Origin of the sequence: Marinobacter sp. UBA5687 (genome assembly GCF_002420325.1) — a bacterium.
Lineage (GTDB): Bacteria > Pseudomonadota > Gammaproteobacteria > Pseudomonadales > Oleiphilaceae > Marinobacter > Marinobacter nauticus.
This window is the reverse complement of the sequence record NZ_DIHV01000125.1, coordinates 19,609-41,341: the sequence shown is the minus strand read 5'-3', so window position 1 is coordinate 41,341 and position 21,733 is coordinate 19,609. Positions and strand designations below refer to the sequence as shown.

The window sequence follows — 21,733 nt, the reverse complement described above, 5'->3', positions numbered from 1 at the left end:
CTGTTGCCGTGGAAATCAATACCGCTTTGTTGGGTTTTCGTGAAAGTTGTTGGACTCGAGTGAGACTCGAATGACCTCTGCCCCCTGGTTTTCCAGGCTTCTCAATGAATCCTGAACAAAACGTACGTGGGCCATGGCCACCTTGCGGGCGGTTGTGGCCTTGCCCGCCATAATGGCCTGATAGATCTGCTTGTGCTGCTTCATGATTAACTGGCGCATCTCCGCCCTTGGATTCAGGTTGGCAACGGAGGCATGCACGGTCAGCAGCATCATGTTTTTCAGACCATTGAGCACATGTACCAGTACCGGGTTATGAGATGCTTCAATTATAGCCTGGTGAAAACCGTGGTCGGGTTTGGCGTTGCTGAGCGGGTCGGTGTCTTCCAGGGCACGGTAGGCTTTGGTAATCCGGTGTAGATCACCTCGGGTGGCGCGCTGGGCTGCAAGTTCGGCCGCCTGGCCTTCCAGCTGTTCGCGCACTTCCAGCAGGTCATAAAGGGTGCGGGGGTGGCCGGCAAACAGGTGCATCAACGGGCTGTTGTCTTCCAGATCGTCTGTGTTCGGGACAATGCTGGCAACAAAAGATCCCCGTCCATGCTGGGTTTCGATGACGCCCCGCCCCTGGAGTTCATGCAATGCTTCACGAATGATGGCCCGGGAAACCCCCAGTCTGGTCGAAAGCTGGCGCTCCGAGGGTATCTTCTGCCCCGGTGCCAGGCCGCCGTCGAGAATCAGCCGCTCTAGCCTGAAGGAAATTTCCTGCGATATCCCCATGTTTTCTACCTGACGGGTCTTGCTGGTCAGACCAGTTGCTGTTGTTCAAGTGATCAGGAAGTCCTTCTCGAGTGTTGCCCTCCAGACCGCTAACTATGGCCTATAGCACCGAATTCGTCCATTTTGCCGCAATTAAAAACTGGTCTGACCAGTTGGCAATTCTCTGGACTAAACCGCACCTGCCTACGAATATCTTTTTAATGCTGGCATTTGCTGGTGTTGGATTACCTCTGCATAACAACAAAGTGAACGGAGATGTTTCGATGAACATCAATGATAACAACGACAAGCATTGTGATTCAGACGCAAACCCACCACGCCGGAGTTTTCTCAAAAAAATGGCGGTTGGTGCAGCCCTGGCAGGCGCGCTGACACTGGGCGCCGGTCAGGCCCAGGCCGCGACTACCTGGAAAATTCAGTCGGTGTGGGATGCGGGCACGGTTGGCTATGACCTGTTCGAGGAATGGTGCAACAGCATCAAGGAAAAATCCGGCGGAGAACTTATTTTCAGGCCGTACCCCGCAAAGGCGGTCGCGGCCGACAACAACGCGCTGTTTGATGCGGTACGTAATGGCGTACTGCAGGGGATGAACCCGTTTACCCTGTACTGGTCAGGCAAGATCCCGGCCTCGGTGTTCCTGTCCTCTTACCCGGCCGGCCCGGACCAGCCTCACCAGTGGGACACCATGTTCTATTCCCTGGGCATGCTGGAGAAAACCCGGGAGATCTACAAAAAGTACGGGCTGTTCTACGTGGGCCCGATTCAGCACGACGCCAACATCATTCATTCCAAGAAGCCGGTGAACAGCCTGGCGGATCTCAAGGGCATGAAGATCCGGGTGCCTGGCGGCATGGTGGCTGAGGTATTCCAGCAGTTCGGGGTATCCACTGTCAGCCTGCCGGGTTCCGACATCTTCCCGGCTCTGGAAAAGGGCACCATCGATGCGGCGGACTACGTGGGCCCGGCGGTGAACTATGAGCTGGGCTTCTCGCAGGTGACCGATTACATCCTGTTCGGGCCTCCAGGGGTGATGTCTATTTACCAGCCGGTGGATCTGATGGACCTGACGGTGAACCTGCGTGCCTGGAACGCCCTGGATCCCAAGCTGCAGCAGCTGGTTGAGGAAGAGGTGCGCAATTACTCCCAGAAGCACTACCTGACCATCCAGAAGCGCAACATCGAAGCCATGGAGAAGTTCAAGGCGGATGGAGACACCGTCACGCGTCTGAGCCAGCAGGATCTGCAGGAGTTCCGTCGCGCGGCAATTCCCATCTGGTACAACTGGGCGAACAAGAACGAGGATGCCAAGGCCATCTTCGATATGCAGCTCGAGTACATGATGAACGACACCGTGGGCTACGTCACCGAGGAAGACCTCAAGGCGGCTGGCAAGTAAACCGGCACTACCAACAACAATCAAAAAAGCGGGGAAGGGCAGGGAAGCCTTGGTTCAGGGCGCTCTCTCCCTTCCCCGCGTTGTCACTGACGTGAGGACAGTATGTCTGATCTGAGCAACTTTGGCTTTGTGCTGCCGCACTGGTTCTACTGGGGTTGGCTGGCGGTAATGCCGCTGCTGATGATGGCGTGGGACCGTTGGTCCAGTAGCCGTGGCGTGCAGGCGATTGACAAGAATGCCCTGGCAAACGAGAAGCTTCAGCAGATCGAAGCCGAAATGTCGAAAACCATCGAGTCGGATTACGCGAACTGGTTTACCCGGATTATCGACTGGATCAGCGAAAAATCTGGCGTGTTTATTTCCTTCTGGACCGTAAACGCCGTTGTTTTCTACTTTTTTGAAGTGGTTATGCGCTACATCTTCAATATGCCGACCATCTGGGTGCATGAGGCCAGCTTTCTGCTGTTCGGTATGCAGTACCTGCTGGCGGGCGCGTTTGCCCTGCTGCATGGCGCCCATGTGCGGGTCGATGTGATCTATAACCTGTTGCCTGTGCGGGGCCGGATTGGCATGGATATCTTCACCTCCATGTTCTTCTTCATGTTTGCGTTGGCGCTGGTGATTACCTCCTGGACCTTTTTCCAGAACTCCTACTCGATGGATGAACGTACCGTCGAGACCTGGGGCATCCAGTACTGGCCGGTCAAGGCCATGATGCTGCTGGGGGCTGTTCTACTTACCTTGGCGGGCCTGTCCAAACTGATCAAGGACATTGCCCTGTTCGTCAAGCTTGGCCGGGAGCAACACGCATGACTACCACTACAGTGAACAATCCGGGCCAGGGCAACCTCAAAGGCAAGCTTGGCACCTGGCTGATGATTCTGGCCACCGCTGCGCTGGCCTTTGTGATGTTTGTCGAGTTCGTCAACATTCTGTTCTACGACCCGTTCAGCGATGAGAAATTCCTGTTCAAGCTGGCCGGAAGCCTGGCCGATGTGAACATCGGACCGCTCACCTACCTGATGTTCGGCTCCCTGTTGGTGGCTTTGATGATGGGTCTGCCACTGGCGTTTGTTACCGGTGGTCTTGGGGTTGCCTTCATTTATCTGGTGGGCGACTCGCTGATGCTGAACATCATCCCCAGCCGCATCTTCCCGATGATGACCAACTCCGATCTGGCCGCTATTCCGCTGTTCATCTTCATGGCGGCGATGCTGGAACGGGCCGGCCTCATCGAAGAAATGTTCAATGTCGTCTACAAGTGGATGGGTGGTGTTGGCGGCGGCCTGGCCATTGCCACCATTGTGGCCTCGACCATTCTAGCAGCGATGGTCGGGGTTATCGGTGCGGCGGTCGTGACCATGGGGATCATTGCCCTGCCGGCCATGCTCAAACGGGGTTACGACCACAAGATCGCCCTCGGCTCCATCATGGCGGGCGGTACCCTGGGTATTCTCATTCCGCCCTCGATTCTGGCGATCCTCTATGCCGTGGTTGCCCAGCAATCGGTGGGTGAACTGTATCTGGGGTCGGTGATTCCTGGCGTTCTGCTATCCAGCCTGTATGTGTTCTATGTCTGGATCCGGGCGAAGCTGAACCCCGAACTAGGGCCTCCGATTCCCAAGGAGGAACGCATCGGCCTGAAAGACAAGCTGCTGCTTCTGAAAGACCTGATTGCGCCTCTCATTCTGGTGTTCCTGGTGCTTGGCCTGCTCTTTGGCGGCATTGCCACACCAGTTGAGGCGGCCGGCATCGGCTCCTTTGGCGCCATTCTTGTGGCGATGAAACACAAGGTGTTCACCATCGCGACTCTGCGGGATGCTTCGGTCACCACCGCCAAGGCTTCCGCCATGGTGCTATGGATCATGTTTGGTGCCTCGGTGTTTGTAGGTTTCTACATTCTCCAGGGTGGTCAGGACTTTATTACCGAATCCATTCTGGGCACCGGCCTGCCGGCCTACGGCATCCTGTTCCTGCTGATGGTCTTGCTGGTGGTACTGGGCATGTTCCTGGACTGGGTCGGCATCCTGCTGCTGGCGGTGCCTATCTTTATCCCCATTGTGGAAGCCCTGGAGTTCCCGGGTCTGTTCGGCCTGCCGGGCGTGTCTGGTGACGACGTGGTGCTGTGGTTCGGGGTGTTGTATCTGGTGAATATGCAGATGTCGTTCCTGAGCCCGCCCTTCGGCTATGCGCTGTTCTATATCCGCGGCGTGTGCCCGCCGGAAATTTCCATGGGCACCATCTTCAAGTCATCCCTGGTGTTCCTGGCCATCCAGGCCCTGGGCGTATTCCTGTGCATTGTGTTCCCGGCCATCACTACCTGGCTGCCCAATCTCGCTTATGGCTAACCAAGAGGAGTAAATCGTTATGTTGACCATTCATCGTCTCGACCTGTCTGATGCACGCATCCTGATTGAGGGTGCGGCGGCCAAGGCCCGTGAAATCGGCGTGCCCATGTGCATCGCAGTGGTGGACGAGTCCGGCACGCTGATCGCCTTTGAGCGTATGGACGGGGGCAAAGTGACCAGTGTTACCATCGCACAGGACAAGGCATTTACCGCTGCGGCCGCGCGCAAAGCGACCCACGACTACAATGCCGCCAACGTGCCGGGCAACCTCGCCTTCGGTATACATACTGAAGTGGGCGGTCGCCTGAGCACGGTAGGCGGTGGCCTGCCGGTGATGGTAGACGGTGAAGTGGTCGGCGGTATCGGTCTCAGCTCGGGCACGCCACAACAGGACATGGACTGTGCCCAGGCTGGCATCGACCATTTTGAAAGCAAACGCCAGTAACCGGTGTCTCTTATGAATACTCAATCCCGTATCAGCAAATCCCGGCTGGCGGAGCAGTTCCGGGCCTTTATTGACCCGGACTTCGTCATCACCGATGACGAAACCCTGAAACCTTATGAGTGCGATGGCCTGGCCATGTACCGGGAAATGCCCATGCTGGTGGTGCTCCCGGAAACCGTGGAACAGGTGCAGCGGGTCATGCGCATTTGCCACGAAAACGGTGTGCCGGTGGTGGCCCGTGGTGCCGGTACCGGTTTGTGTGCCGGTGCCATGCCGCATAAGGAAGGGGTAGTGCTCTCGCTGGCCAAGTTTAACCAAATTCTGAACATTGATCCGATTGGTCGCACCGCACGCCTGCAGCCGGGTGTCCGTAACCTGGCGATCAGCGAAGAGGCTGCACAGTACGGCCTTTATTACGGGCCGGATCCTTCCTCTCAGATCGCCTGCACCATTGGCGGCAACGTGGCCGAAAACTCCGGTGGCGTGCACTGCCTGAAGTACGGCCTGACCGTGCACAACATCCTCAGTGTGGAAATGATCACCGCCGAGGGTGACCGGGTAACGGTCGGCAGCGATGGCCTGGACAGCTACGGTATGGATCTGCTGGCGCTGCTCACCGGCTCTGAAGGACTGCTGGGCGTGGTCACCGAGGTGAAGGTGAAACTGCTGCCCAGGCCGGAAGTGGCACAGGTGATCATGGCGGGCTTCGACAGCATCGAGAAAGCGGGCGACGCGGTGGGTGGCGTGATTTCCCACGGCATCATCCCCGGTGGCCTGGAAATGATGGATGGTCATGCCATTGTCGCGGCCGATGACTTCTGCGGTGCCGGGTATCCCCGGGATGCCAAGGCCCTGCTGCTGTGTGAAGTGGACGGCACCGAAGAGGAAGTGCACGAACACATCGCAGAGGCCGAAGCGCTGTTCGGTAAGCTGGGCGCGACCTCCATTCGCACCTCACAGAGCGAGGAAGAGCGGGCTCTGCTGTGGAAAGGGCGCAAGTCGGCCTTCCCGGCGGTGGGGCGGATCTCGCCGGATTATTACTGCATGGATGGCACCATTCCGCGTCGCTATCTGGCCAAGGTATTGCTGGAAATGGAAAAGATGTCAGAAGAGTTCGGCCTGCGGGTGGCGAACGTGTTTCATGCGGGCGATGGCAACCTGCACCCGCTGATCCTGTTTGATGCCAACGTGCCAGGCGAATTTGAGCGCACCGAGGCGTTCGGCAGCAAGATCCTGGAACTCTGTGTGGAGGTGGGTGGCTGCATCACCGGTGAGCATGGCGTGGGCGTGGAGAAAATTCGCCAGATGGCGGTGCAGTTCAATGATGACGAGCTGCAGCAGTTCCACGATGTGAAAGCGGCCTTCGACCCCACCGGAATTCTGAACCCGGGCAAAGGGGTGCCCACCCTGAAATTCTGTCAGGAATACCGCTCCATCGAGCACAAGCAACACAAGCACGAAGAGGCGGACACTGCCCATGGCTGATCAGATCCAAACGATACAGGAGCAGGTGCTCAAGGCCCGCAGTAACGGGCAGAAACTCAACATTGTCGGCGGCGGCAGCAAGTCCTTTATGGGGCGCCAGAGCGATGCTGATGCCAGCATTCTGAGCCTGGCCGAGCACACTGGTGTGGTGGAATACCATCCGGTAGAGCTGGTGCTGACGGTACGTGCCGGTACCACCCTGAAAGAAATTGAAGCGGTGCTGGCGGAGCAGGGCCAGTGTCTGCACTTTGAGCCGCCGCATTTTGGCCGCGCATCCACCATCGGCGGCACAATGGCCTGCAACCTGTCCGGCCCGGCCAGACCCTGGGCGGGATCGGTGAGGGATCAGGTGCTGGGTATTCGCCTGCTGAACGGCAAGGGCGAACACCTGCGTTTTGGTGGCCAGGTGATGAAAAACGTGGCGGGATATGACGTTTCCCGTTTGCAGGCCGGCGCCATGGGAACGCTCGGGGTGATCACCGAAATCAGTCTGAAAGTCATGCCGAAGCCGGCGGCCACCGTTACCCTGGTGCGGGAGATGGCCATGGACGAGGTGGTGGAATACATGAACCGCCGTGCCGGTGAGCCCAAACCCATCACCGGTGCCTGCTGGGTCGATGGCAAGGTGTACCTGCGCCTGGCCGGTGCAAAATCAGCGGTTGAGGCGACCGCCGAGAAGTGGGGTGGCGAGGTTATGGCTGAGGGTGACCAGTTCTGGCGAGAGGTTCAGGACATGCGGCACGGCTTCTTTGACGATCCGGAAGCACCTCTCTGGCGGTTCTCCCTGGATTCCACCGCCAGAACGCCGAAGCTGGACGGCCCCTGGATGATCGACTGGGTTGGCTCCCAGCGATGGTATCGCGGCCAGGCCTCACTCAGCGATCTGGAGCCACTGGCTCGCGCTGCCGGTGGTCAGGTCAGCCTGTTCCGGGGTGGTGATCGCACTGCCGAAGTGATGCAAAGCCAACCCGAGGCGTTGAAAACCATCCAGCGCCGCGTGAAACACTCGTTCGATCCCGACGGCATTTTCAATCCTGGCCGTCTCTATAGCTGGTTGTAATTATGCAAACGAATCTGGTTCAACAATTTGCCAATGATCCCGAAGGTCAGGAAGCGGAGGAGATCCTCAGGGCCTGTGTGCATTGCGGTTTCTGCACCGCAACCTGCCCAACCTACCAGGAACTGAACGACGAGCGGGACGGGCCCCGTGGCCGCATCTATCTGATGAAGATGTTCCTGGAAGGCGGCGAAGTGACCGAGAAAACCCGTGAACATCTCGACCGCTGCCTGACGTGTCGAAGCTGTGAAACCACCTGTCCCTCCGGCGTGAAATATGGCCGTCTGGTGGATATCAGCCGTGGTTTGATGGAGAAAGAGCTGCCGCGTAAGCCGCAGGAAAAATGGCTGCGCTGGGCGCTGACCCGCTTCCTGCCGGATCGCCGGCTGTTCGGGTTGATGCTGCGTCTGGGCCAGGCCTTCCGGCCGGTCCTGCCGGAAAAACTGCGCACCAAGGTGCCGCCCCGCCGGCACGCAAGCCCCTGGCCCTCGTCGAGCCACAGCCGTGTGGTTCTGGCCCTGGCCGGCTGTGTTCAGCCGTCGGCTGCGCCCAATACCAACGCTGCCGCCGCCCGGGTGCTGGACAAGCTCGGCGTGACCATGGTGGAAGCCCCCGAGGCCGGATGCTGTGGCGCGGTGAACTACCATCTTTCCGAACATGAGCGCGGTCTGGAACAGATGCGCCGCAACATCGATGCCTGGTGGCCCGCCATTGAAGCCGGAGCCGAGGCCATCATCATGACCGCGTCAGGTTGTGGTGCCATGGTCCAGGATTACGGCCATCTGCTGAAAGATGATCCGGTCTACGCCAACAAGGCAAGGAAGGTCAGCGAGCTGTGCACTGATCTCGGGGCGTTCCTGTTGAAGGAAGACCTGGAGCCTCTGAAGGCCAGTGCCCAGGCTGGCAAGGTGGCGTTCCACTGTCCGTGTACCCTGCAGCACGCCATGAAACAGAATGGAGTAGTGGAGCAGGTGCTCACCAAAGCGGGAATCGACCTGGCGGCCACCAAAGACAAGCACCTGTGCTGTGGCTCGGCGGGTACCTATTCCATTACCCAGCCGGAGATGAGCCAGAAGCTGCTGGATAACAAGCTCAAGGCGTTGACGGTGGAGAACCCGGTGCGGATTGTCACGGCCAACATTGGCTGCCAGTTGCACCTGGAGAGCAAAGCAGACGTGCCGGTGAACCACTGGATCGAGTTGCTGGACCGCTGACCCGTTCCTGAAAGTGGCGCTGGTTTTCGGTATAGTCCCCAGCGCCTGTCCCGCTGCCGTGATGGCAGCGGGAATGTTGCGATAACTCTTTCACAGGATGTGATCCCATGCCAAGGAGACTGGCCCTGAGCCTGCTTTTCGTTGCCGCGGCAGCGCCCGTCACTGCCGAAATCTACCGTTGGACCGATGCCAACGGGTCCATTCACTTTTCCGATACGCCTCCCAGGCAGCTGCGACATTCCAGTGTTTCGGTGAAACCACCGGTGACCGTCCCCATGGGCGAAAACATCCGCCAGGCTGACCGAGTGCGGCAAAGCCGGGCCGAGGTGAGTCGCCTGCTGGCCCCCGGCAGCACGGATCGCTACGCCCAGGCCAGAGAGGCGAAAAAGCAGGCGGCACAGTGCGAGAAATATCGGAAGCAGCTGGACCGGATTCAGGGCCAGTTGCGAGCCGGCTACAGCAATGATCGAGGCAATGGCCTGCGCCAGAAACGACGCAAGCTCAGTCAGCTTTATAGCCGGGAGTGCGTGCTCGATTAGGCCTGAGTAGCTGAGTTCTGCCCGGGCTTCGGAAACCGCGCATTGTGGTTTCTCCTTGATTATTGTTAGCTATCTACCTAGTCAGCGGAGGTAGCCCTTGTCTCATTTTCAGCTCGCGTTATTACTTGGTATGACCGTCGCCCTGGGGCCTCTGGCTCTGGATGCGTATTTGCCAGCGTTCCCCGATATTGCCGACGGATTTGGTATTCCCCACGCGGATGTGGGCCTGACTCTGAGTGCCTATGTCGCCACCCTTGGTCTCGCCCAGCTGGTGGGCGGGCCTTTGTCGGATCGCTATGGTCGCAAGCTGATACTTTTCGTTGGACTGACCATTTTCGCCATTGCCGCGATGATGATTGCTGGTGCTGATACCCTGGCGGAGTTGGTGGGCTGGCGGATCGTGCAGGGCATCGGCGGTGCTTTCTGTGCGGTCTCGGTGCCGGCGATTGTCCGGGACCAGGTGGGCGGACAGGAAGCCGCGCGCCTGTTCGGCCTGATTGGCCTGATCATGTTTATTGCCCCGGCTGCGGCACCTTCACTCGGTGCGTTGATGCTCGCGCTCGGCGATTGGCACTGGATCTTCGTATTTCTGGCCGGCTACGCGCTCTTGCTGGCGGTCGTGCTGCAAATTGCCCTGTTTCCCAGGTTGAAACCCAGGCCCCAGGCCACGACGCCGGTGAAAACTCTGGTGACCAACTACCTGCTGGTGCTTCGCCACAGCACAACCATGCGCTTTATCGGTATTCAGGTGATGTGCTTCAGCACCATGCTGCTGTTCATTACCCACTCGTCGTTTATCTACCAGGAGTGGTTCGGTCTGTCGAACGCCAGTTTCTCCATGCTGTTCGCGGCCAATATCGGATTGATGGCGGTGCTGAATCTGGTCAACCGGCCGCTGTTGCGACGTTTCCCATCGGTAATCCTGTTGCGGGTACAGGTCATGCTGCAGTTCCTGATGCTGGTCGGGCTGGTTACCGTGGTAATTCTGGACGGCCCGTTCTGGGCGGTGGCGTTGTTCATCATTGGCGCCATTGGCTGTCAGGGCGGGATCGTGCCTAACAACATGGCCAATGCGCTGGAGTTCTTTCCGCATCTGGGCGGAACCGCCGCCGCTATGCTGGGCGCCTCTCAATTCACCCTGGCCGGAGGGATCAGTGCGCTGTCATCGGCCTTCGGAGGTGATGCGCTGCTGCCCATCGTGCTGAGCATGCTGGCCTGCTCGGCTGGTGCGGTGGTGCTGGCGGCCGGAGCGCCAGCCGCTATTGCCCGGGAAAAGGCCAGGGCCGAAGCCCAGGCCTGATACCGCTCAGGGATTGCGGCGCACGTTGACCAGTAACGGGCTACCGGTGGCCGGGTCGTGAATCAGATCGCAGCTGACGCCGTAGAGTTCCTGCACCAGCTCCGGTGAGACAATCTCCGCCGGAGCGCCCTCCTCAATAATGGTTCCATTTTTCATGGCCACCATATGGTCCGCATAGCGACAGGCACTGGCCAGGTCGTGCACCACCATGGCGATGGTCTTGCCTTGTCCGCTCAGCGCCCGGATTAACTCAAACACCTCAATCTGGTGACCCAGATCCAGAGCCGACGTGGGCTCATCCAGCAGCAACAGCGGCGTTTGCTGGGCCACCGCCATGGCAATCCAGGCCCGCTGTCGTTGCCCGCCAGAGAGGGTGTCCAGTGCACGGTCAGCCAATCCGGCAACATCGGCGGCCTGTATCGCCTGATCGAAGGCCCGTTGGTCTTCTTTCGACCACTGTGTCATCCAGCCCTGATGAGGCTGGCGGCCAAAGCGTACCAGGTCGGCAACGGTGAGACCTTCCGGGGCGGTGTTGTCCTGGGGTAGCAGGGCCAGTTTCCGGGCGACTTCTTTGGACGGCAGGCGATGGATATCCTTGCCGTCAAGAAGCACCGAGCCGCCCTTGGGCGTATGAATCCGGGCCAGACCATTCAGCAAGGTGGATTTTCCGCAGCCGTTGGGGCCCACGATGGCGGTGACCTGGGCCGTTGGCAGATGAAGGCTCAGATTCTCCGCTACCACAAACTGACGGTGCGCCAGGGTGATGTCGTCGGCGGCAAGGGTCGCGGTTTGGGGTTGGCTCATGTCAGGCTCCGTGGCGAAGGTCTCAGCAGTATCCAGAGCAGGTAAGGGCTGCCGACGATGGCGGTAATGATGCCTACCGGAATTTCCAGCGGCGCAAACAGCGTGCGGCCTAACAGGTCGGCAATCAGCATGAAGCTGGCGCCCGCCAGGGCCGCAGCCGTGAGCGGAACCTTGCCCGGGCGGCACAGGGCCCGGGCAAGCTCCGGCGCCAGCAGGGCAATCAGGCCAACCGGCCCGCAGACCGATACTGCCAGGCCCGTGAGCATCACCGACAAACCCAGGCCGATTATGCGGGTGGCTTTCAGTCGGGTGCCCAGGGCAATGGCCACCGCATCCGTGAACTGCAAGGTATTGAGGGCCCGGCTGAGACTCATAAGAACCAGGTAGCCGGCCGCAAGGCCCATTCCGAGTACCAGCACACTCTGGCCGGAACGGGCATTCAGACTGCCCACGGTCCAGGGATAGGCCGCATTGGCGGCATCAATCGCCACCCGACTGAGCATTACCTGGGTAACAGCGCCCGCGATGGCGCCAATGCCAATTCCGGCGACGATAAAGCGATAGCCGCGGGTACCATTGGCGCCCGCCAGACCAAAGGCGATCGCCGTGGCGGCTGCCGCTCCGGCCAGAGCCATGGCTGATGGCGCCAGCGATAGCCCCACACCCACTACCGACGCGACGGCAAAGGCGGTAGCCGCGTTATCGATGCCGATAATGCCCGGTGTCGCCAGACGGTTACGGGCCAGGGTCTGCATCAGGCATCCGGCCATGGCCAGCGCCGCGCCACTCAGTAGTCCCGCAATTACCCGGCTCAGACGAAGCTCGTTGATCACGAAATCGGTTATTGGGTCTGCGTTACCGGCTAATGCCCTGAGGGTATCGAACAGGGAAACCTGCACGGTACCGGTGGCCAGCGAGATGATGGTTGCCAGGACTAACAGCCCGAGCAGGGCGGTATTAACCAGAGCGTTACGTTTGTCCGGCATGGCGAATCCTGCGGTCATAGCGAAGGCATCCGGCCGGCCCGGACAATGGCCAGCAGCACCGGAGCGCCAATCAGAGCGGTAACCACCCCCAGAGGCATTTCGGCGGGCGCGGCAATCAACCGGGAAACCACGTCGGCACCCAATACCACGGCAGGGCCAACAGGCACACACAGCCAGAGGGTCTTGCGGATATCCGGGCCAGAAAAGGCCCGGGCAATAAACGGCACCACCAGCCCCACAAAGATCAGCGGCCCGGCCAGGGCCGTTGCCGAGCCCACCAGAAGAGCAACCGTGAGGGTGATCAGGAAACGGATTCGCCCCGGGTGATGTCCCAGCCCAACGGCCGCCTTTTCGCCCAGGGCCATGGCTGCCAGTGGTCGTGCCACGGTAGCCATCAGAACCAGCGCGAGTGTGATGGAAGGAAGCGTTGCCCAAAGTATGGATAAGGGTTTGCCGGCCACGCTGCCGGTAATCCAGAAGCGAATCTCATCGGCGGCTCGCTGGTCTATCAACATCAACATGGAGGTCAGCGCCAGCAGCAGTCCGGTCAGGGTGGCCCCGGCCAATACCAGGCGCACAGGATCATTGCCCAGCCCCTGCACCCGGGTGGCGGCGATCACCAGGGCGCAGCCGGCCAGCGCCCCGAGCTGGGCGACCAGAGTGGTGAGTGTGGCTGTGGTGGCTCCCAAGAGGATGGCCAGGGCCACTGCAAAGCCACTGCCAGCGCTGACGCCCAGCAAGCCAGGCTCGGCGAGCGGATTGCGGGTCATGGACTGGAGCAGGGCACCAGCCAGGCCCAGTGCGAGGCCGGTGACCAGGGCAATGATGGTGCGGGGTAGCCGAAGTTCGGTGACCACAAACCAGGCTTCCTCAGTGCCATTGGCCATCAGCGCCGCAATGGCATCGCTGGCAGACACCGGGCCGGCGCCATAGAGCAGGCTGGCCAGTACCACCAGCAACAATAAAAATCCCGCAGCCAGAAGCGGCGGGAAAAAAGCGCGAGACGCAACCACGCTAGTCGGGGATAGAGCGTTTAACATTGGGCGCTTCAGGGCTGAATGGCCGTGACCGCAGCTTCGATGTCATCAAGAATGGCCAGTACCGCCAGAGGTCCGGTAGCGCTGGTCCAGAGTTGCCCGCTGACGGTGATCACCCGGTCGTGTTCAACCGCATCCAGGCGGGCAAAGGCCGGGGATTGGCGGGCTGCCTCCAGTGCTTTATCGCCATCTGCATTCAGTGTCGCCAGGAATACCCAGCTTTGATCCATGCTGGACAGGTTCTCCAGGCTCAGTGGTTCGCTATGGGGGCGACCTTCTTTAACCAGATCATTGTCATCTATCCGGAAGCCTACTGCCTGAAGAATCGAGGCCGAGAACAGGCCTTCCGCCATCACCAGGGGGCCCTGGGGCATCCAGCGAACCAGGGTGGCATCTCGCTGGGCTTCCGGGATGCGGGCCTCCACAAGGGCGGCAACTTCGGCAATGCGTGATTCGACTTGGGCAATCACCTGCTCAGCGGCTTCTTCCCGCCCCAGGGCTTTGGCGAACAGGCGGGTTTCCCGTTCCCAGCTGTCTGATTGGAACATGGGAACATCTGACACGATCACCGGCGCAATCCGCGACAGCAACTGGTATTGCTGCTCATTGGTGCGTGGCGCCGCCAGAATCAGATCGGGCCGGACGGAGATAACCGCTTCAATATTGGTTTCGGCCGGAGCGCCCACAATAGCGATATCACCCGCCCGGGACTTGATGTAATCGGCAACGTCGCTGCCGCCACGGGTAATCACTGCGCCCACTGGGTTGGCATCTACGGCCAGTGTCGTGTCCAGGGCACCCTCATACAGTGTGACTACTCGCTCTGGCTGGCCGTTGACCGTTACCGGGCCATAGGCCGTTTCCACAGACCGGGTATCCGCGAGACTGGCACCCACGCCCATGGCGGAGAGAGCCAGTACGGCAATGGAACGGAGAAGCGTCTGTTTAGGGGGGTGAGTGCGGCATGTCATGGTCAGTGCGCTCCGGCAGCGGGGTGTTAGATAGCTTGCAAATTTTAATGGAAAATAATGATAATGGTTCTCGTTAAGGTTTTAAAGTGATAAATTGGAACGGTCAGTTGCAAATAATGGAACCAAATCATGTATGACTTGCAGGAGCTGGAGGCCTTTGTGTCCGTGGTGCGTACTGGCAGCCTGACCGCCAGTACCCTGGATCTGGGACTACCCAAGTCCACTCTCAGCCGCCGGATTCGGCAACTGGAGGAGAATGTGGGGCAGCCACTGCTGTTGAGGCAATCCCGGAAGATCGTGCCGAACGATGCCGGGCGTGTGTTCTACCGCTATTGCAACGACATTCTCGAGTTGGTGGTGCAGGGGCGGGAGGCACTGGACGAACTCAAAGCCGAGGTAACCGGCAAGCTGGAATTGCGTTGTCACGAATCTTTTGTGCGTGGCTGGTTTTCCGGGGTGGTTGAGTCCTTTATGGCTGACCATGACGACCTTCGTGTTGCGATTCACACCCAGAGGAACCTGCCGGAAGCGGTCGAGGACGGTGTGTGTATCTGGCTGGGCGAGGCCGGTGAGACAGCGCTGCGCCACGAGGTGCTCGGTGTGCTCAAACAGGGTATTTTCGGTAGCCCGGCCTATTTCCGGCAGCACGGCAAGCCGGCTTCACCGGGAGAGCTTGCCCATCATCCCTGGGTGGATCTGCTGGGTATGGCAGACACCGGGGTGATACTGCATCACTCCCGCCAGGGCAATTTTCCGCTGTCGCTACCGGATCGCCGGTTTACCGTGGATCAGTTCAATGTACAGGGTGACGCCATTGCAGCGGGCCGCGGCCTGGGGTTGATGCCGGCCTGGCTGGTAGAGCGCCGGCTGACGGCTCACCCCGGTAGCTTTCAGTCCTGTTTACCGGACTGGTATGGACCCGACCTACCAGTAACCTTGCTTTATCCTCATGGTGTTCTTCCCCGTCGGGTGCGGGCCTTTATTGCTCATTTACGAAGCTGTATCCCGGAGGAATGGACGGGGGGTGCTGGAACTGCCACACAGGCTGTTCCGAAAAGCGGAACGCATCATTCCAACACCTGAACCCTTGCGTTGTGTTAATGTTCACGCCACTGATAATGATTCGCAAATGCGAAAACTGATACATCGTGAACGTTGCACAACACAAGGAGTTATTCATGCGCCGTCGTTTTCCTTTGCTGGCGTCAGCGATTGCCCTGGCCAGTGCCACCACCGCAAGTCTGGCCCAGGCCGAGCCCGTTGAGCTGGGTGAAATTGTGGTGACTGCCGCTGGCTTTGAGCAGAGCATCTCGGATGCGCCGGCCAGTATTTCGGTGATCTCTGGCGAGGAGCTGGCGAAGAAGTCCTACAAGAGTATTGTCGATGCGGTGAATAACATCCCGGGAGTGTACGTAACCGGTGGCGGTGGTGCGCAGGATATAAGCATTCGGGGGATGGATGACAGTTACACGCTTTATCTGGTCGACGGCCGGCCGGTCTCAGCGGGGCGTTCGGTAAACACCAACGGCCAGGACGGTGGCAAGCAGATTGCTCTGCCGCCCATCTCCATGATCGAGCGGGTTGAAGTCATCCGTGGCCCGATGTCGTCGCTGTACGGTTCTGAAGCCATGGGCGGCGTCATCAACATCATCACCCGCAAAAACCGTGGTGAGTGGGCGGGCACTATCTCATCCGAGTACACCAAATCTCTGAACGATGTCAGCAACGACAGCCGGCAGACCAGCCTGTTTGCCGGCGGCGCATTGGTGGAGGACCTGCTCAGTGCGGAAGTGAATGCTGCCTGGGGAGGGGATGATGAGAGCGATTTTGCCGGTGCCGATGACTCCGCACGCAGTACCCCGGAAAGCAAGCGCAAGCAGGGTGGTGCCAAGCTGATTCTGACTCCGGATAGTCGCAACGAATTTGCCCTGAGTTACGACAGCTCCCGTCTGGAAGAGACCAGCACACCCGGCAAGAGTGTGGCAGAGGATGAAACCGGCTCAAACTACATCTATGACAAAGATGTATACGTGCTGTCTCACGCCGGCAACTATGGCGATTGGTTGACCCGGAGCTTTATCCAGCATGACCTGTCCGAGCGGGTACAGGATCAGACCAAGAAAGAGAAAGTATCGATGCTGGATACCCAGGCTACACGGTTCTGGGGCGACCATGTGCTGACGGTGGGTGGCCAGTACAAAAAGGAAAAGCTGACCGACGAAACCAACGGTTTGCTGACATCCAATATTCCAGGCGCCGTCCGCAGTGTTGATCGCTGGATCGCTGCGGTGTACTCGGAAGTGGAGTGGGGGCTGACCGAGCAGTTGTCGGTGACCACAGGGCTGCGTTACAACGACGACGAGCTGTTTGGCGGTGAGTTTTCACCAAGGGTTTACGCACTTTACGATCTGACGCCAGAGCTGACCCTCAAGGGTGGGGTGTCTACGGGATATCGTCAGCCGGGTCTGGCCGATGTGACCGAAGGCTTCGGCCGTGGCACTGGCGGCGGTGGCTCACCTGCGCCGCATCCACGGGCATTGATCATCGGCAACCCGGAACTGGATCCGGAATCCAGTATCAGCTACGAGGCGGGAATGGTGTTTGATAGCCGGGCCATGGGGCTGAACGCCAGCGTGATGCTGTTCCAGACCGATTTCAAAGACAAGATTGCCGAAGACCGGCTTTGTGAGTCTCCCAATGGGGATCGCGATGACCCGGCCACCTGGACCTGCAGCTTTCAGGGCAACGACTACCTGTTCCTGAGTACCCGGGCCAACATCGACGAAGCCGAAATGCGAGGCGTCGAACTGACGCTGGATTACCGGCTCACCGACGCGGTCACTCTGAATTCCAGCTACACCTACACCGACTCTGAACAGAAGACCGGGGAGTACAAAGGCGAACCGCTGAACAAAATTCCTGAGCACATGGCTAACGCCAACCTGGACTGGCAAGCGAATAACCGCCTGAATCTTTGGTTCCAGGCCAACTACCGTGGCGAAACCAGCGATTACCTTGGCCGCCGTAGCATGTCAGATGGCACGCCGGGTTACACGCTGATGGATGCTGGCCTGCTTTACCAACTGACCGATTCTGCCCGGGTGACCGCGGGTCTGTACAACCTGGCTGATAAAGAAATCACCAATGATGACTATGGCGTGGTGCTGGATGGCCGTCGCCTGAACCTTGGCCTGGCGGTCGACTTCTGAGGATAGTAACCATGACTTCAATGAAACGAATTATGGCTTTTGCTCTGGCCGGCATAACCCTGACCGGGTGCGCGACCACGACGGAAGTAACCGGCCCCACGGTGATCAGCTACGATCACGGTGCACTGGACACCTTGCTGGAGCTGGGTCTGGAAGAAAAGGTTGTGGCCATTCCACACCAGAGCCTGCCGGATTATCTGGCGGACCTGGGTGCAAGGCTGCCGGACGCAGGCGGTCTGAAGACCCCCGATTTGGCATTGGCCACTGACCTGAAACCAGGATTGGTACTGATGACCGGGCGCCAGGGCGCGGAAGCCCTTACGTCCTTTGCGAAGGAGGCTCCAGTACGTGATGTCACGCTGGAGGGGAATGATCTTCAGGTCGCGGTGAATGACCGGGTGCTCAGCCTGGCTGGCTACTACGGCCTTGAAGAGGTGGCTGGGGTAGAGCTGGACGCGCTCTGGCAGCACGTTGAGGCGCAAAAGGCGACCTTGGCCGACGCAGGTACCGTTACCGTGGTGACCCATAATAACGGGAACTTTTCACTTCGGCAGGAAGCATTGGTCTACGAGCTACTGGCGTTGACACCTGCGGCTGTGCCAGACAGTGTGCAGCCCGTCGTGCGTGGCGAGCGTACCTTCTATCCGGTAACAGCCGATGTTCTGGCGCAAATGGCGCCGGATAACCTGCTGGTGGTTGATCGCAGTGCCGCGATCGGAGATGAACCGCTGGCGCCGGAGACGTTGAAAGCTTCGTTGGCCGAGGCTGGTGTGTCTACCGAAGTTGTGGTGCTTAACCCAGGCCTCTGGTACCTGTCCGGTGGCGGCTTGCAGAGCGTACGGCTGCAAGTGGATGAAGTGGTGAACGCGGTGCGGTAACTCTCGCGCAGCAGAACCTTAAGGCCTGCCGGCAAACGCCGACGGGCCTTTTTTGTTTGCGCCGCTTTGGTCAATAATGCTCGGCTATGAAACTGATCCTCAGCAGAAAAGGCTTCGACAGTTCCGCTGGTGGCTGTCCCAATCCGGTCTTCCCGGACGGCAGTTGCCTGGCACTGCCCATTCCGGATGACCAGTCGCCCATTCGCTATAGCCAGGTCCGGCGCCACGGAGAAAGCATTGGTTCGCTGGTGTCGCAGCTTACCGGGCAGCAGGCGTTTTCCAGACGTGGTGCGCATCTGGATCCCGATGTTATCGAAAGTGCCTATCCCCGGCTGCCAGGCTGGCGCCCGGTGCTTGGCCAGCACAGTTCGGCCCAGGCGCACCTGGCCAATCATGACATTGGGCCTGGTGATCTTTTTCTCTTTTTTGCGCTGTTCCGGCCGGTGGAACGTTATCGGAGACGATGGCGCTTTGTGCCCGATAGCCGACCGTTTCATGCTGTCTGGGGCTGGTTGCAGGTGGCCGACGTCTGGCCTCTGGGCGACGCGTCGCCGGTACCGGATTGGGCGCGCTATCATCCGCACCTGCATGGCGAGCGATCAGCACAGAACAGTCTCTATGTCAGCGGCGACAGGCTTCAGATTCCAGGCTTGCGTGAGGATTTGCCAGCCGCCGGAGCCGTGGAGGCTTTGTCAGATCAGCACCGGCTGACCGCACCCGGAGCCTCAATGGTCACGGACTGGCGCTTACCGGCTGGCTTCATGCCCCAACCTGGTAAGTCACCCCTCAGTTATCATCACAATCCGGAACGCTGGCGCCTGGAGGATTCCGGGGAATACTGCCGCTTAAAGTGCGCGGCACGTGGTCAGGAGTTTGTCCTGGATCTGGAGCAGTATCCGGGAGTCAGTGAATGGTTGCTGACCCCGGGACTGCTCTCTTAAAAGGTGGTGCTTAGCAGGTAGGCCGTATAGCCCACGAAGATGGCCAGCAGCCCAACACCTTCCACACGATTGATACGCCCGGGCCCGCGAAATCCATAGCCTAGCACAAACAGGGCGAGGGTCAGGCCCACCATCACTGGAATATCCCTGATCAAGACTTCATTGGCCACCGCCATGGGGGCAATGGAGCCGGCAATACCGACCACGGCCAGGGTGTTGAACAGGTTGGAGCCCAGAATATTACCCAAAGCCAGATCATGCTCGCCCTTGCGGGCCGCAATGATAGAAGAGGCCAGTTCCGGCAGAGATGTGCCAATAGCCACAATGGTCAGGCCGATCACGAGGTCACTGACGCCAAAGCGGGTGGCAAGATCGACTGCGCCCCAGACCAGAATACGGGAGCTGATAATCAGCAGAACCAGCCCCACGACCAGCCAGAGCATCGCGTTGCGAATGGGCATGGGATGAGTGGCAAGCTCGGCATCCATTTCGGTGGCGAAGACATCATCAGTTTTTCTCATGCCAGACCAGATACTCCAGCCCAGCACCAGCGCAAACAGCACCAGCAGGCCGGTCGCATCCAGCCGGCTGAGTTCGCCGTCAAACAGCAGCCAGGCCGCCGCCAGGGTAACCTGGGCCAGAATCGGCAATTCCTTGCGCATCACCTGAGAGTGTACGGCAATGGGGGCAATCACGGCGGTGATACCGAGAATCAGGCCGATGTTGGTGATGTTGGAACCATAGGCATTACCCAGCGCCAGGCCGGGGTTGCCCTGAGAGGCCGCCAGCGCGGAAACCACCATCTCCGGTGCCGAGGTACCAAAGCCAACCACCACCATGCCAATCAGTAAAGGTGGCATTCCGAAATGGCCAGCCGTAGCGGCCGATCCTTCAACAAACCGGTCGGCACTCCAGACCAGAAGGGCAAGGCCGGCAAGAATGGCGAGAGATGCAATCAGCACGTTGTTGGCTCCCAGGTTGATGTCGGAGTATTTGACGGCAATCGCAATGGCCGCACAATTACACAGAACTACCTATCAGCCAGTGGCAATTCAGGCTCTCTTGAAACTGGCCAGGGCCACCGCTGCGGTCACGAACAGGCCACCAAAAACCCGGTTCATTTGCCGCTGGCGCGCAGGGGTGGTCATGAACCGGAACAGCTGGCTGGCGAGAATGGCATAGCCTACCATCACCAGGATATCGACAAAGATCAGCGTAGCCCCCATGGTTGCCAACTGAGGACCATGGGGCGCGCCCGCCACCAGAAACTGGGGGAACAGGGCAATCAGGAAGATGGTGGCCTTCGGGTTGGTGAGGTTTACCAGAGCTCCGTTCCAGAACTGCTGTCTTGGACTGAATCCGGAGAGGTCCGCCCGGGATGCTTCAATAGGTGGCTCCCTCCATTTCTGGATGCCGAGCCAGATAAGGTAAACCACGCCAATCCATTTGATCACTGCCAAAGCAGTATTGGAGGAGGCGACGATTGCGCCCAGCCCGGCGCCTACCAGCACGATCTGTGCGCCGTAACCGAATTGCTGACCGGCAATGGTGGGCAGAGATTTACGCACCCCGTAGCGAAGCCCGCTGCTCATGGAATTCACCGCGCCGGCACCAGGCGAAATACTGATAAAAACAGCTGCGACCAGAAAGGTCAGCCAGACAGTGAGTGTCATTGCTTACGCTCTTGCTGAATCCGAAGATGTTATACTAACCGCCACAAAACACCGGCCAGAAGAGGAGACTGGGAGATGGCCAGAAAACGGGCGAAAGCCACGCAGCATAGTGCTGTGCAACGGGAATTGAGAACACCAAAATACCAGATGCGTGTGGTTGAGGACAAAACCAAATACAAGCGCAGCCGGGACAAGACGGTTCGGTCGGAGGGCTTTCGCAAAGCCGCGTGAAAGTGGTTTTACGAAAGCCTTTCGTGCCCTCCTATCCCGGACAGTTCTTGCCAATCGTCGCTGGCCGGTTGTCATAAAAGCTTCATGAATGGCCGCTGGGTCGCTGTTATCCTGTAGTGTTTACTGACATGGAACACGGCAGGAGCCGCACAGGATGAGAATCATCGCCTTTTACAGCCCCAAGGGCGGGGTTGGAAAGACCGCCGCTGCGGTCAACACCGCTTATCTGGCCAGCCGGGACAATCTGAGGACCTTGCTCTGGGATCTGGACCCACAGGGGGCATCCAGTTTCTACCTTGCCGGAGCAGAGCCCGTGAAGGGCCGGAAACTCTCCAAACTGCTGGAGGGGAAATCGCCCATTGCCCGCTTTATTCACGAAGACGTTTATCCCAACCTGGATTTTATCCCCGCCCATTCCAGCTTTCGAAATTTCGACATCAAGCT

Annotated in this window: 22 protein-coding genes; 15 read left to right on the top strand and 7 right to left on the bottom strand. The window is 59.2% G+C overall.

Annotated features, from left to right (window positions below):
- Positions 1 to 15: 15 nt before the first annotated feature.
- Positions 16 to 774 (bottom strand): FCD domain-containing protein, encoded by a 759-nt coding sequence (locus tag B3Y70_RS13975; RefSeq protein ID WP_153740586.1) that lies wholly within the window; start codon positions 772 to 774, stop codon positions 16 to 18.
- A 338-nt stretch (positions 775 to 1,112) separates the two neighbouring features.
- Between B3Y70_RS13975 and dctP the strand changes: the two genes are divergently transcribed.
- The 9 genes from dctP (at position 1,113) to B3Y70_RS13930 (ending at position 10,559) form a co-directional block, all read left to right on the top strand.
- Complete coding sequence (dctP, locus tag B3Y70_RS13970; RefSeq protein ID WP_014422556.1) at positions 1,113 to 2,171, top strand: TRAP transporter substrate-binding protein DctP; 1,059 nt, start codon at positions 1,113 to 1,115, stop codon at positions 2,169 to 2,171.
- A gap of 102 nt (positions 2,172 to 2,273) precedes the next feature.
- Entirely contained in the window at positions 2,274 to 2,984 is a 711-nt protein-coding gene (locus B3Y70_RS13965; protein ID WP_014422555.1) for a TRAP transporter small permease subunit, read from the top strand.
- Entirely contained in the window at positions 2,981 to 4,519 is a 1,539-nt protein-coding gene (locus B3Y70_RS13960) for a TRAP transporter large permease (RefSeq protein WP_014422554.1), read from the top strand. Before B3Y70_RS13965 ends, B3Y70_RS13960 begins: the two co-directional genes overlap by 4 nt.
- Positions 4,520 to 4,538: 19 nt before the next feature.
- Entirely contained in the window at positions 4,539 to 4,964 is a 426-nt protein-coding gene (locus tag B3Y70_RS13955) for a GlcG/HbpS family heme-binding protein (RefSeq protein WP_014422553.1), read from the top strand.
- Positions 4,965 to 4,976: 12 nt separating this feature from the next.
- A complete protein-coding gene (locus B3Y70_RS13950) occupies positions 4,977 to 6,449 on the top strand; it encodes an FAD-linked oxidase C-terminal domain-containing protein (protein ID WP_153740587.1) in 1,473 nt (490 codons plus the stop codon).
- Positions 6,442 to 7,509 (top strand): glycolate oxidase subunit GlcE, encoded by a 1,068-nt coding sequence (gene glcE, locus B3Y70_RS13945; RefSeq protein WP_153740588.1) that lies wholly within the window; start codon positions 6,442 to 6,444, stop codon positions 7,507 to 7,509. The genes B3Y70_RS13950 and glcE overlap by 8 nt, the downstream gene beginning before the upstream one ends.
- A gap of 2 nt (positions 7,510 to 7,511) precedes the next feature.
- Positions 7,512 to 8,720 carry a glycolate oxidase subunit GlcF gene (glcF, locus tag B3Y70_RS13940; RefSeq protein WP_228224037.1) on the top strand — a complete coding sequence of 403 codons (1,209 nt, stop codon included), beginning with the start codon at positions 7,512 to 7,514 and terminating at the stop codon, positions 8,718 to 8,720.
- Positions 8,721 to 8,827: 107 nt separating this feature from the next.
- Positions 8,828 to 9,259 carry a DUF4124 domain-containing protein gene (locus B3Y70_RS13935; RefSeq protein ID WP_153740590.1) on the top strand — a complete coding sequence of 144 codons (432 nt, stop codon included), beginning with the start codon at positions 8,828 to 8,830 and terminating at the stop codon, positions 9,257 to 9,259.
- A gap of 97 nt (positions 9,260 to 9,356) precedes the next feature.
- On the top strand, positions 9,357 to 10,559 hold the full coding sequence (locus tag B3Y70_RS13930; RefSeq protein ID WP_278350544.1) for a multidrug effflux MFS transporter: 1,203 nt from the start codon (positions 9,357 to 9,359) through the stop codon (positions 10,557 to 10,559).
- A 6-nt stretch (positions 10,560 to 10,565) separates the two neighbouring features.
- Here B3Y70_RS13930 and B3Y70_RS13925 read toward each other — a convergent pair whose 3' ends face one another.
- The 4 genes from B3Y70_RS13925 to B3Y70_RS13910 all read right to left on the bottom strand — a co-directional run bounded on the left by B3Y70_RS13925 (position 10,566) and on the right by B3Y70_RS13910 (position 14,357).
- On the bottom strand, positions 10,566 to 11,363 hold the full coding sequence (locus B3Y70_RS13925; RefSeq protein ID WP_153740591.1) for an ABC transporter ATP-binding protein: 798 nt from the start codon (positions 11,361 to 11,363) through the stop codon (positions 10,566 to 10,568).
- Positions 11,360 to 12,367 (bottom strand): FecCD family ABC transporter permease, encoded by a 1,008-nt coding sequence (locus B3Y70_RS13920; RefSeq protein ID WP_286715572.1) that lies wholly within the window; start codon positions 12,365 to 12,367, stop codon positions 11,360 to 11,362. The genes B3Y70_RS13925 and B3Y70_RS13920 overlap by 4 nt, the downstream gene beginning before the upstream one ends.
- Positions 12,364 to 13,302, bottom strand: coding sequence for a FecCD family ABC transporter permease (locus B3Y70_RS13915; protein WP_286715577.1), 939 nt, complete (start codon positions 13,300 to 13,302; stop codon positions 12,364 to 12,366). Before B3Y70_RS13915 ends, B3Y70_RS13920 begins: the two co-directional genes overlap by 4 nt.
- Before the next feature lie 95 nt (positions 13,303 to 13,397).
- Positions 13,398 to 14,357, bottom strand: coding sequence for an iron-siderophore ABC transporter substrate-binding protein (locus B3Y70_RS13910; protein ID WP_227548872.1), 960 nt, complete (start codon positions 14,355 to 14,357; stop codon positions 13,398 to 13,400).
- 129 nt (positions 14,358 to 14,486) lie between these two features.
- Here B3Y70_RS13910 and B3Y70_RS13905 point away from each other — a divergent pair, with 129 nt between their 5' ends.
- The 4 genes from B3Y70_RS13905 to B3Y70_RS13890 all read left to right on the top strand — a co-directional run bounded on the left by B3Y70_RS13905 (position 14,487) and on the right by B3Y70_RS13890 (position 19,385).
- Positions 14,487 to 15,440, top strand: coding sequence for a LysR family transcriptional regulator (locus tag B3Y70_RS13905; RefSeq protein ID WP_278350547.1), 954 nt, complete (start codon positions 14,487 to 14,489; stop codon positions 15,438 to 15,440).
- A 95-nt stretch (positions 15,441 to 15,535) separates the two neighbouring features.
- Positions 15,536 to 17,566 (top strand): TonB-dependent receptor domain-containing protein, encoded by a 2,031-nt coding sequence (locus tag B3Y70_RS13900; RefSeq protein WP_288589968.1) that lies wholly within the window; start codon positions 15,536 to 15,538, stop codon positions 17,564 to 17,566.
- Positions 17,567 to 17,577: 11 nt separating this feature from the next.
- Complete coding sequence (locus tag B3Y70_RS13895) at positions 17,578 to 18,444, top strand: ABC transporter substrate-binding protein (protein ID WP_114433928.1); 867 nt, start codon at positions 17,578 to 17,580, stop codon at positions 18,442 to 18,444.
- A gap of 86 nt (positions 18,445 to 18,530) precedes the next feature.
- Complete coding sequence (locus tag B3Y70_RS13890) at positions 18,531 to 19,385, top strand: hypothetical protein (RefSeq protein ID WP_014422542.1); 855 nt, start codon at positions 18,531 to 18,533, stop codon at positions 19,383 to 19,385.
- On the opposite strand, the gene B3Y70_RS13885 is transcribed toward B3Y70_RS13890, so the two are convergent.
- Positions 19,382 to 20,347, bottom strand: coding sequence for a calcium/sodium antiporter (locus tag B3Y70_RS13885; RefSeq protein ID WP_014422541.1), 966 nt, complete (start codon positions 20,345 to 20,347; stop codon positions 19,382 to 19,384). The two genes, B3Y70_RS13890 and B3Y70_RS13885, sit on opposite strands and share 4 nt — an antisense overlap.
- A 90-nt stretch (positions 20,348 to 20,437) precedes the next feature.
- Positions 20,438 to 21,058 (bottom strand): homoserine/homoserine lactone efflux protein, encoded by a 621-nt coding sequence (gene rhtB / locus B3Y70_RS13880; RefSeq protein ID WP_011786702.1) that lies wholly within the window; start codon positions 21,056 to 21,058, stop codon positions 20,438 to 20,440.
- Positions 21,059 to 21,133: 75 nt separating this feature from the next.
- On the opposite strand from rhtB, the gene B3Y70_RS13875 reads away from it, so the two are divergent.
- Positions 21,134 to 21,289 carry a hypothetical protein gene (locus B3Y70_RS13875; protein ID WP_022990772.1) on the top strand — a complete coding sequence of 52 codons (156 nt, stop codon included), beginning with the start codon at positions 21,134 to 21,136 and terminating at the stop codon, positions 21,287 to 21,289.
- A 154-nt stretch (positions 21,290 to 21,443) separates the two neighbouring features.
- Positions 21,444 to 21,733, top strand: a 290-nt coding sequence (locus B3Y70_RS13870) for a ParA family protein (RefSeq protein WP_288589965.1), incomplete at its 3' end; no start/stop codon positions are given.

Coding starts and splice junctions, on each gene's coding strand:
- rhtB (WP_011786702.1), bottom strand. CDS start 21,058: ATGACACTCACTGTCTGGCTGACCTTTCTGGTCGCAGCTGTTTTTATC.
- B3Y70_RS13900 (WP_288589968.1), top strand. CDS start 15,536: ATGCGCCGTCGTTTTCCTTTGCTGGCGTCAGCGATTGCCCTGGCCAGT.
- B3Y70_RS13875 (WP_022990772.1), top strand. CDS start 21,134: ATGGCCAGAAAACGGGCGAAAGCCACGCAGCATAGTGCTGTGCAACGG.
- B3Y70_RS13895 (WP_114433928.1), top strand. CDS start 17,578: ATGACTTCAATGAAACGAATTATGGCTTTTGCTCTGGCCGGCATAACC.
- dctP (WP_014422556.1), top strand. CDS start 1,113: ATGGCGGTTGGTGCAGCCCTGGCAGGCGCGCTGACACTGGGCGCCGGT.
- B3Y70_RS13905 (WP_278350547.1), top strand. CDS start 14,487: ATGTATGACTTGCAGGAGCTGGAGGCCTTTGTGTCCGTGGTGCGTACT.
- B3Y70_RS13975 (WP_153740586.1), bottom strand. CDS start 774: ATGGGGATATCGCAGGAAATTTCCTTCAGGCTAGAGCGGCTGATTCTC.
- glcF (WP_228224037.1), top strand. CDS start 7,512: ATGCAAACGAATCTGGTTCAACAATTTGCCAATGATCCCGAAGGTCAG.
- B3Y70_RS13955 (WP_014422553.1), top strand. CDS start 4,539: ATGTTGACCATTCATCGTCTCGACCTGTCTGATGCACGCATCCTGATT.
- B3Y70_RS13925 (WP_153740591.1), bottom strand. CDS start 11,363: ATGAGCCAACCCCAAACCGCGACCCTTGCCGCCGACGACATCACCCTG.
- B3Y70_RS13950 (WP_153740587.1), top strand. CDS start 4,977: ATGAATACTCAATCCCGTATCAGCAAATCCCGGCTGGCGGAGCAGTTC.
- B3Y70_RS13935 (WP_153740590.1), top strand. CDS start 8,828: ATGCCAAGGAGACTGGCCCTGAGCCTGCTTTTCGTTGCCGCGGCAGCG.
- B3Y70_RS13920 (WP_286715572.1), bottom strand. CDS start 12,367: ATGACCGCAGGATTCGCCATGCCGGACAAACGTAACGCTCTGGTTAAT.
- B3Y70_RS13890 (WP_014422542.1), top strand. CDS start 18,531: ATGAAACTGATCCTCAGCAGAAAAGGCTTCGACAGTTCCGCTGGTGGC.
- B3Y70_RS13960 (WP_014422554.1), top strand. CDS start 2,981: ATGACTACCACTACAGTGAACAATCCGGGCCAGGGCAACCTCAAAGGC.
- B3Y70_RS13965 (WP_014422555.1), top strand. CDS start 2,274: ATGTCTGATCTGAGCAACTTTGGCTTTGTGCTGCCGCACTGGTTCTAC.
- glcE (WP_153740588.1), top strand. CDS start 6,442: ATGGCTGATCAGATCCAAACGATACAGGAGCAGGTGCTCAAGGCCCGC.
- B3Y70_RS13910 (WP_227548872.1), bottom strand. CDS start 14,357: ATGACATGCCGCACTCACCCCCCTAAACAGACGCTTCTCCGTTCCATT.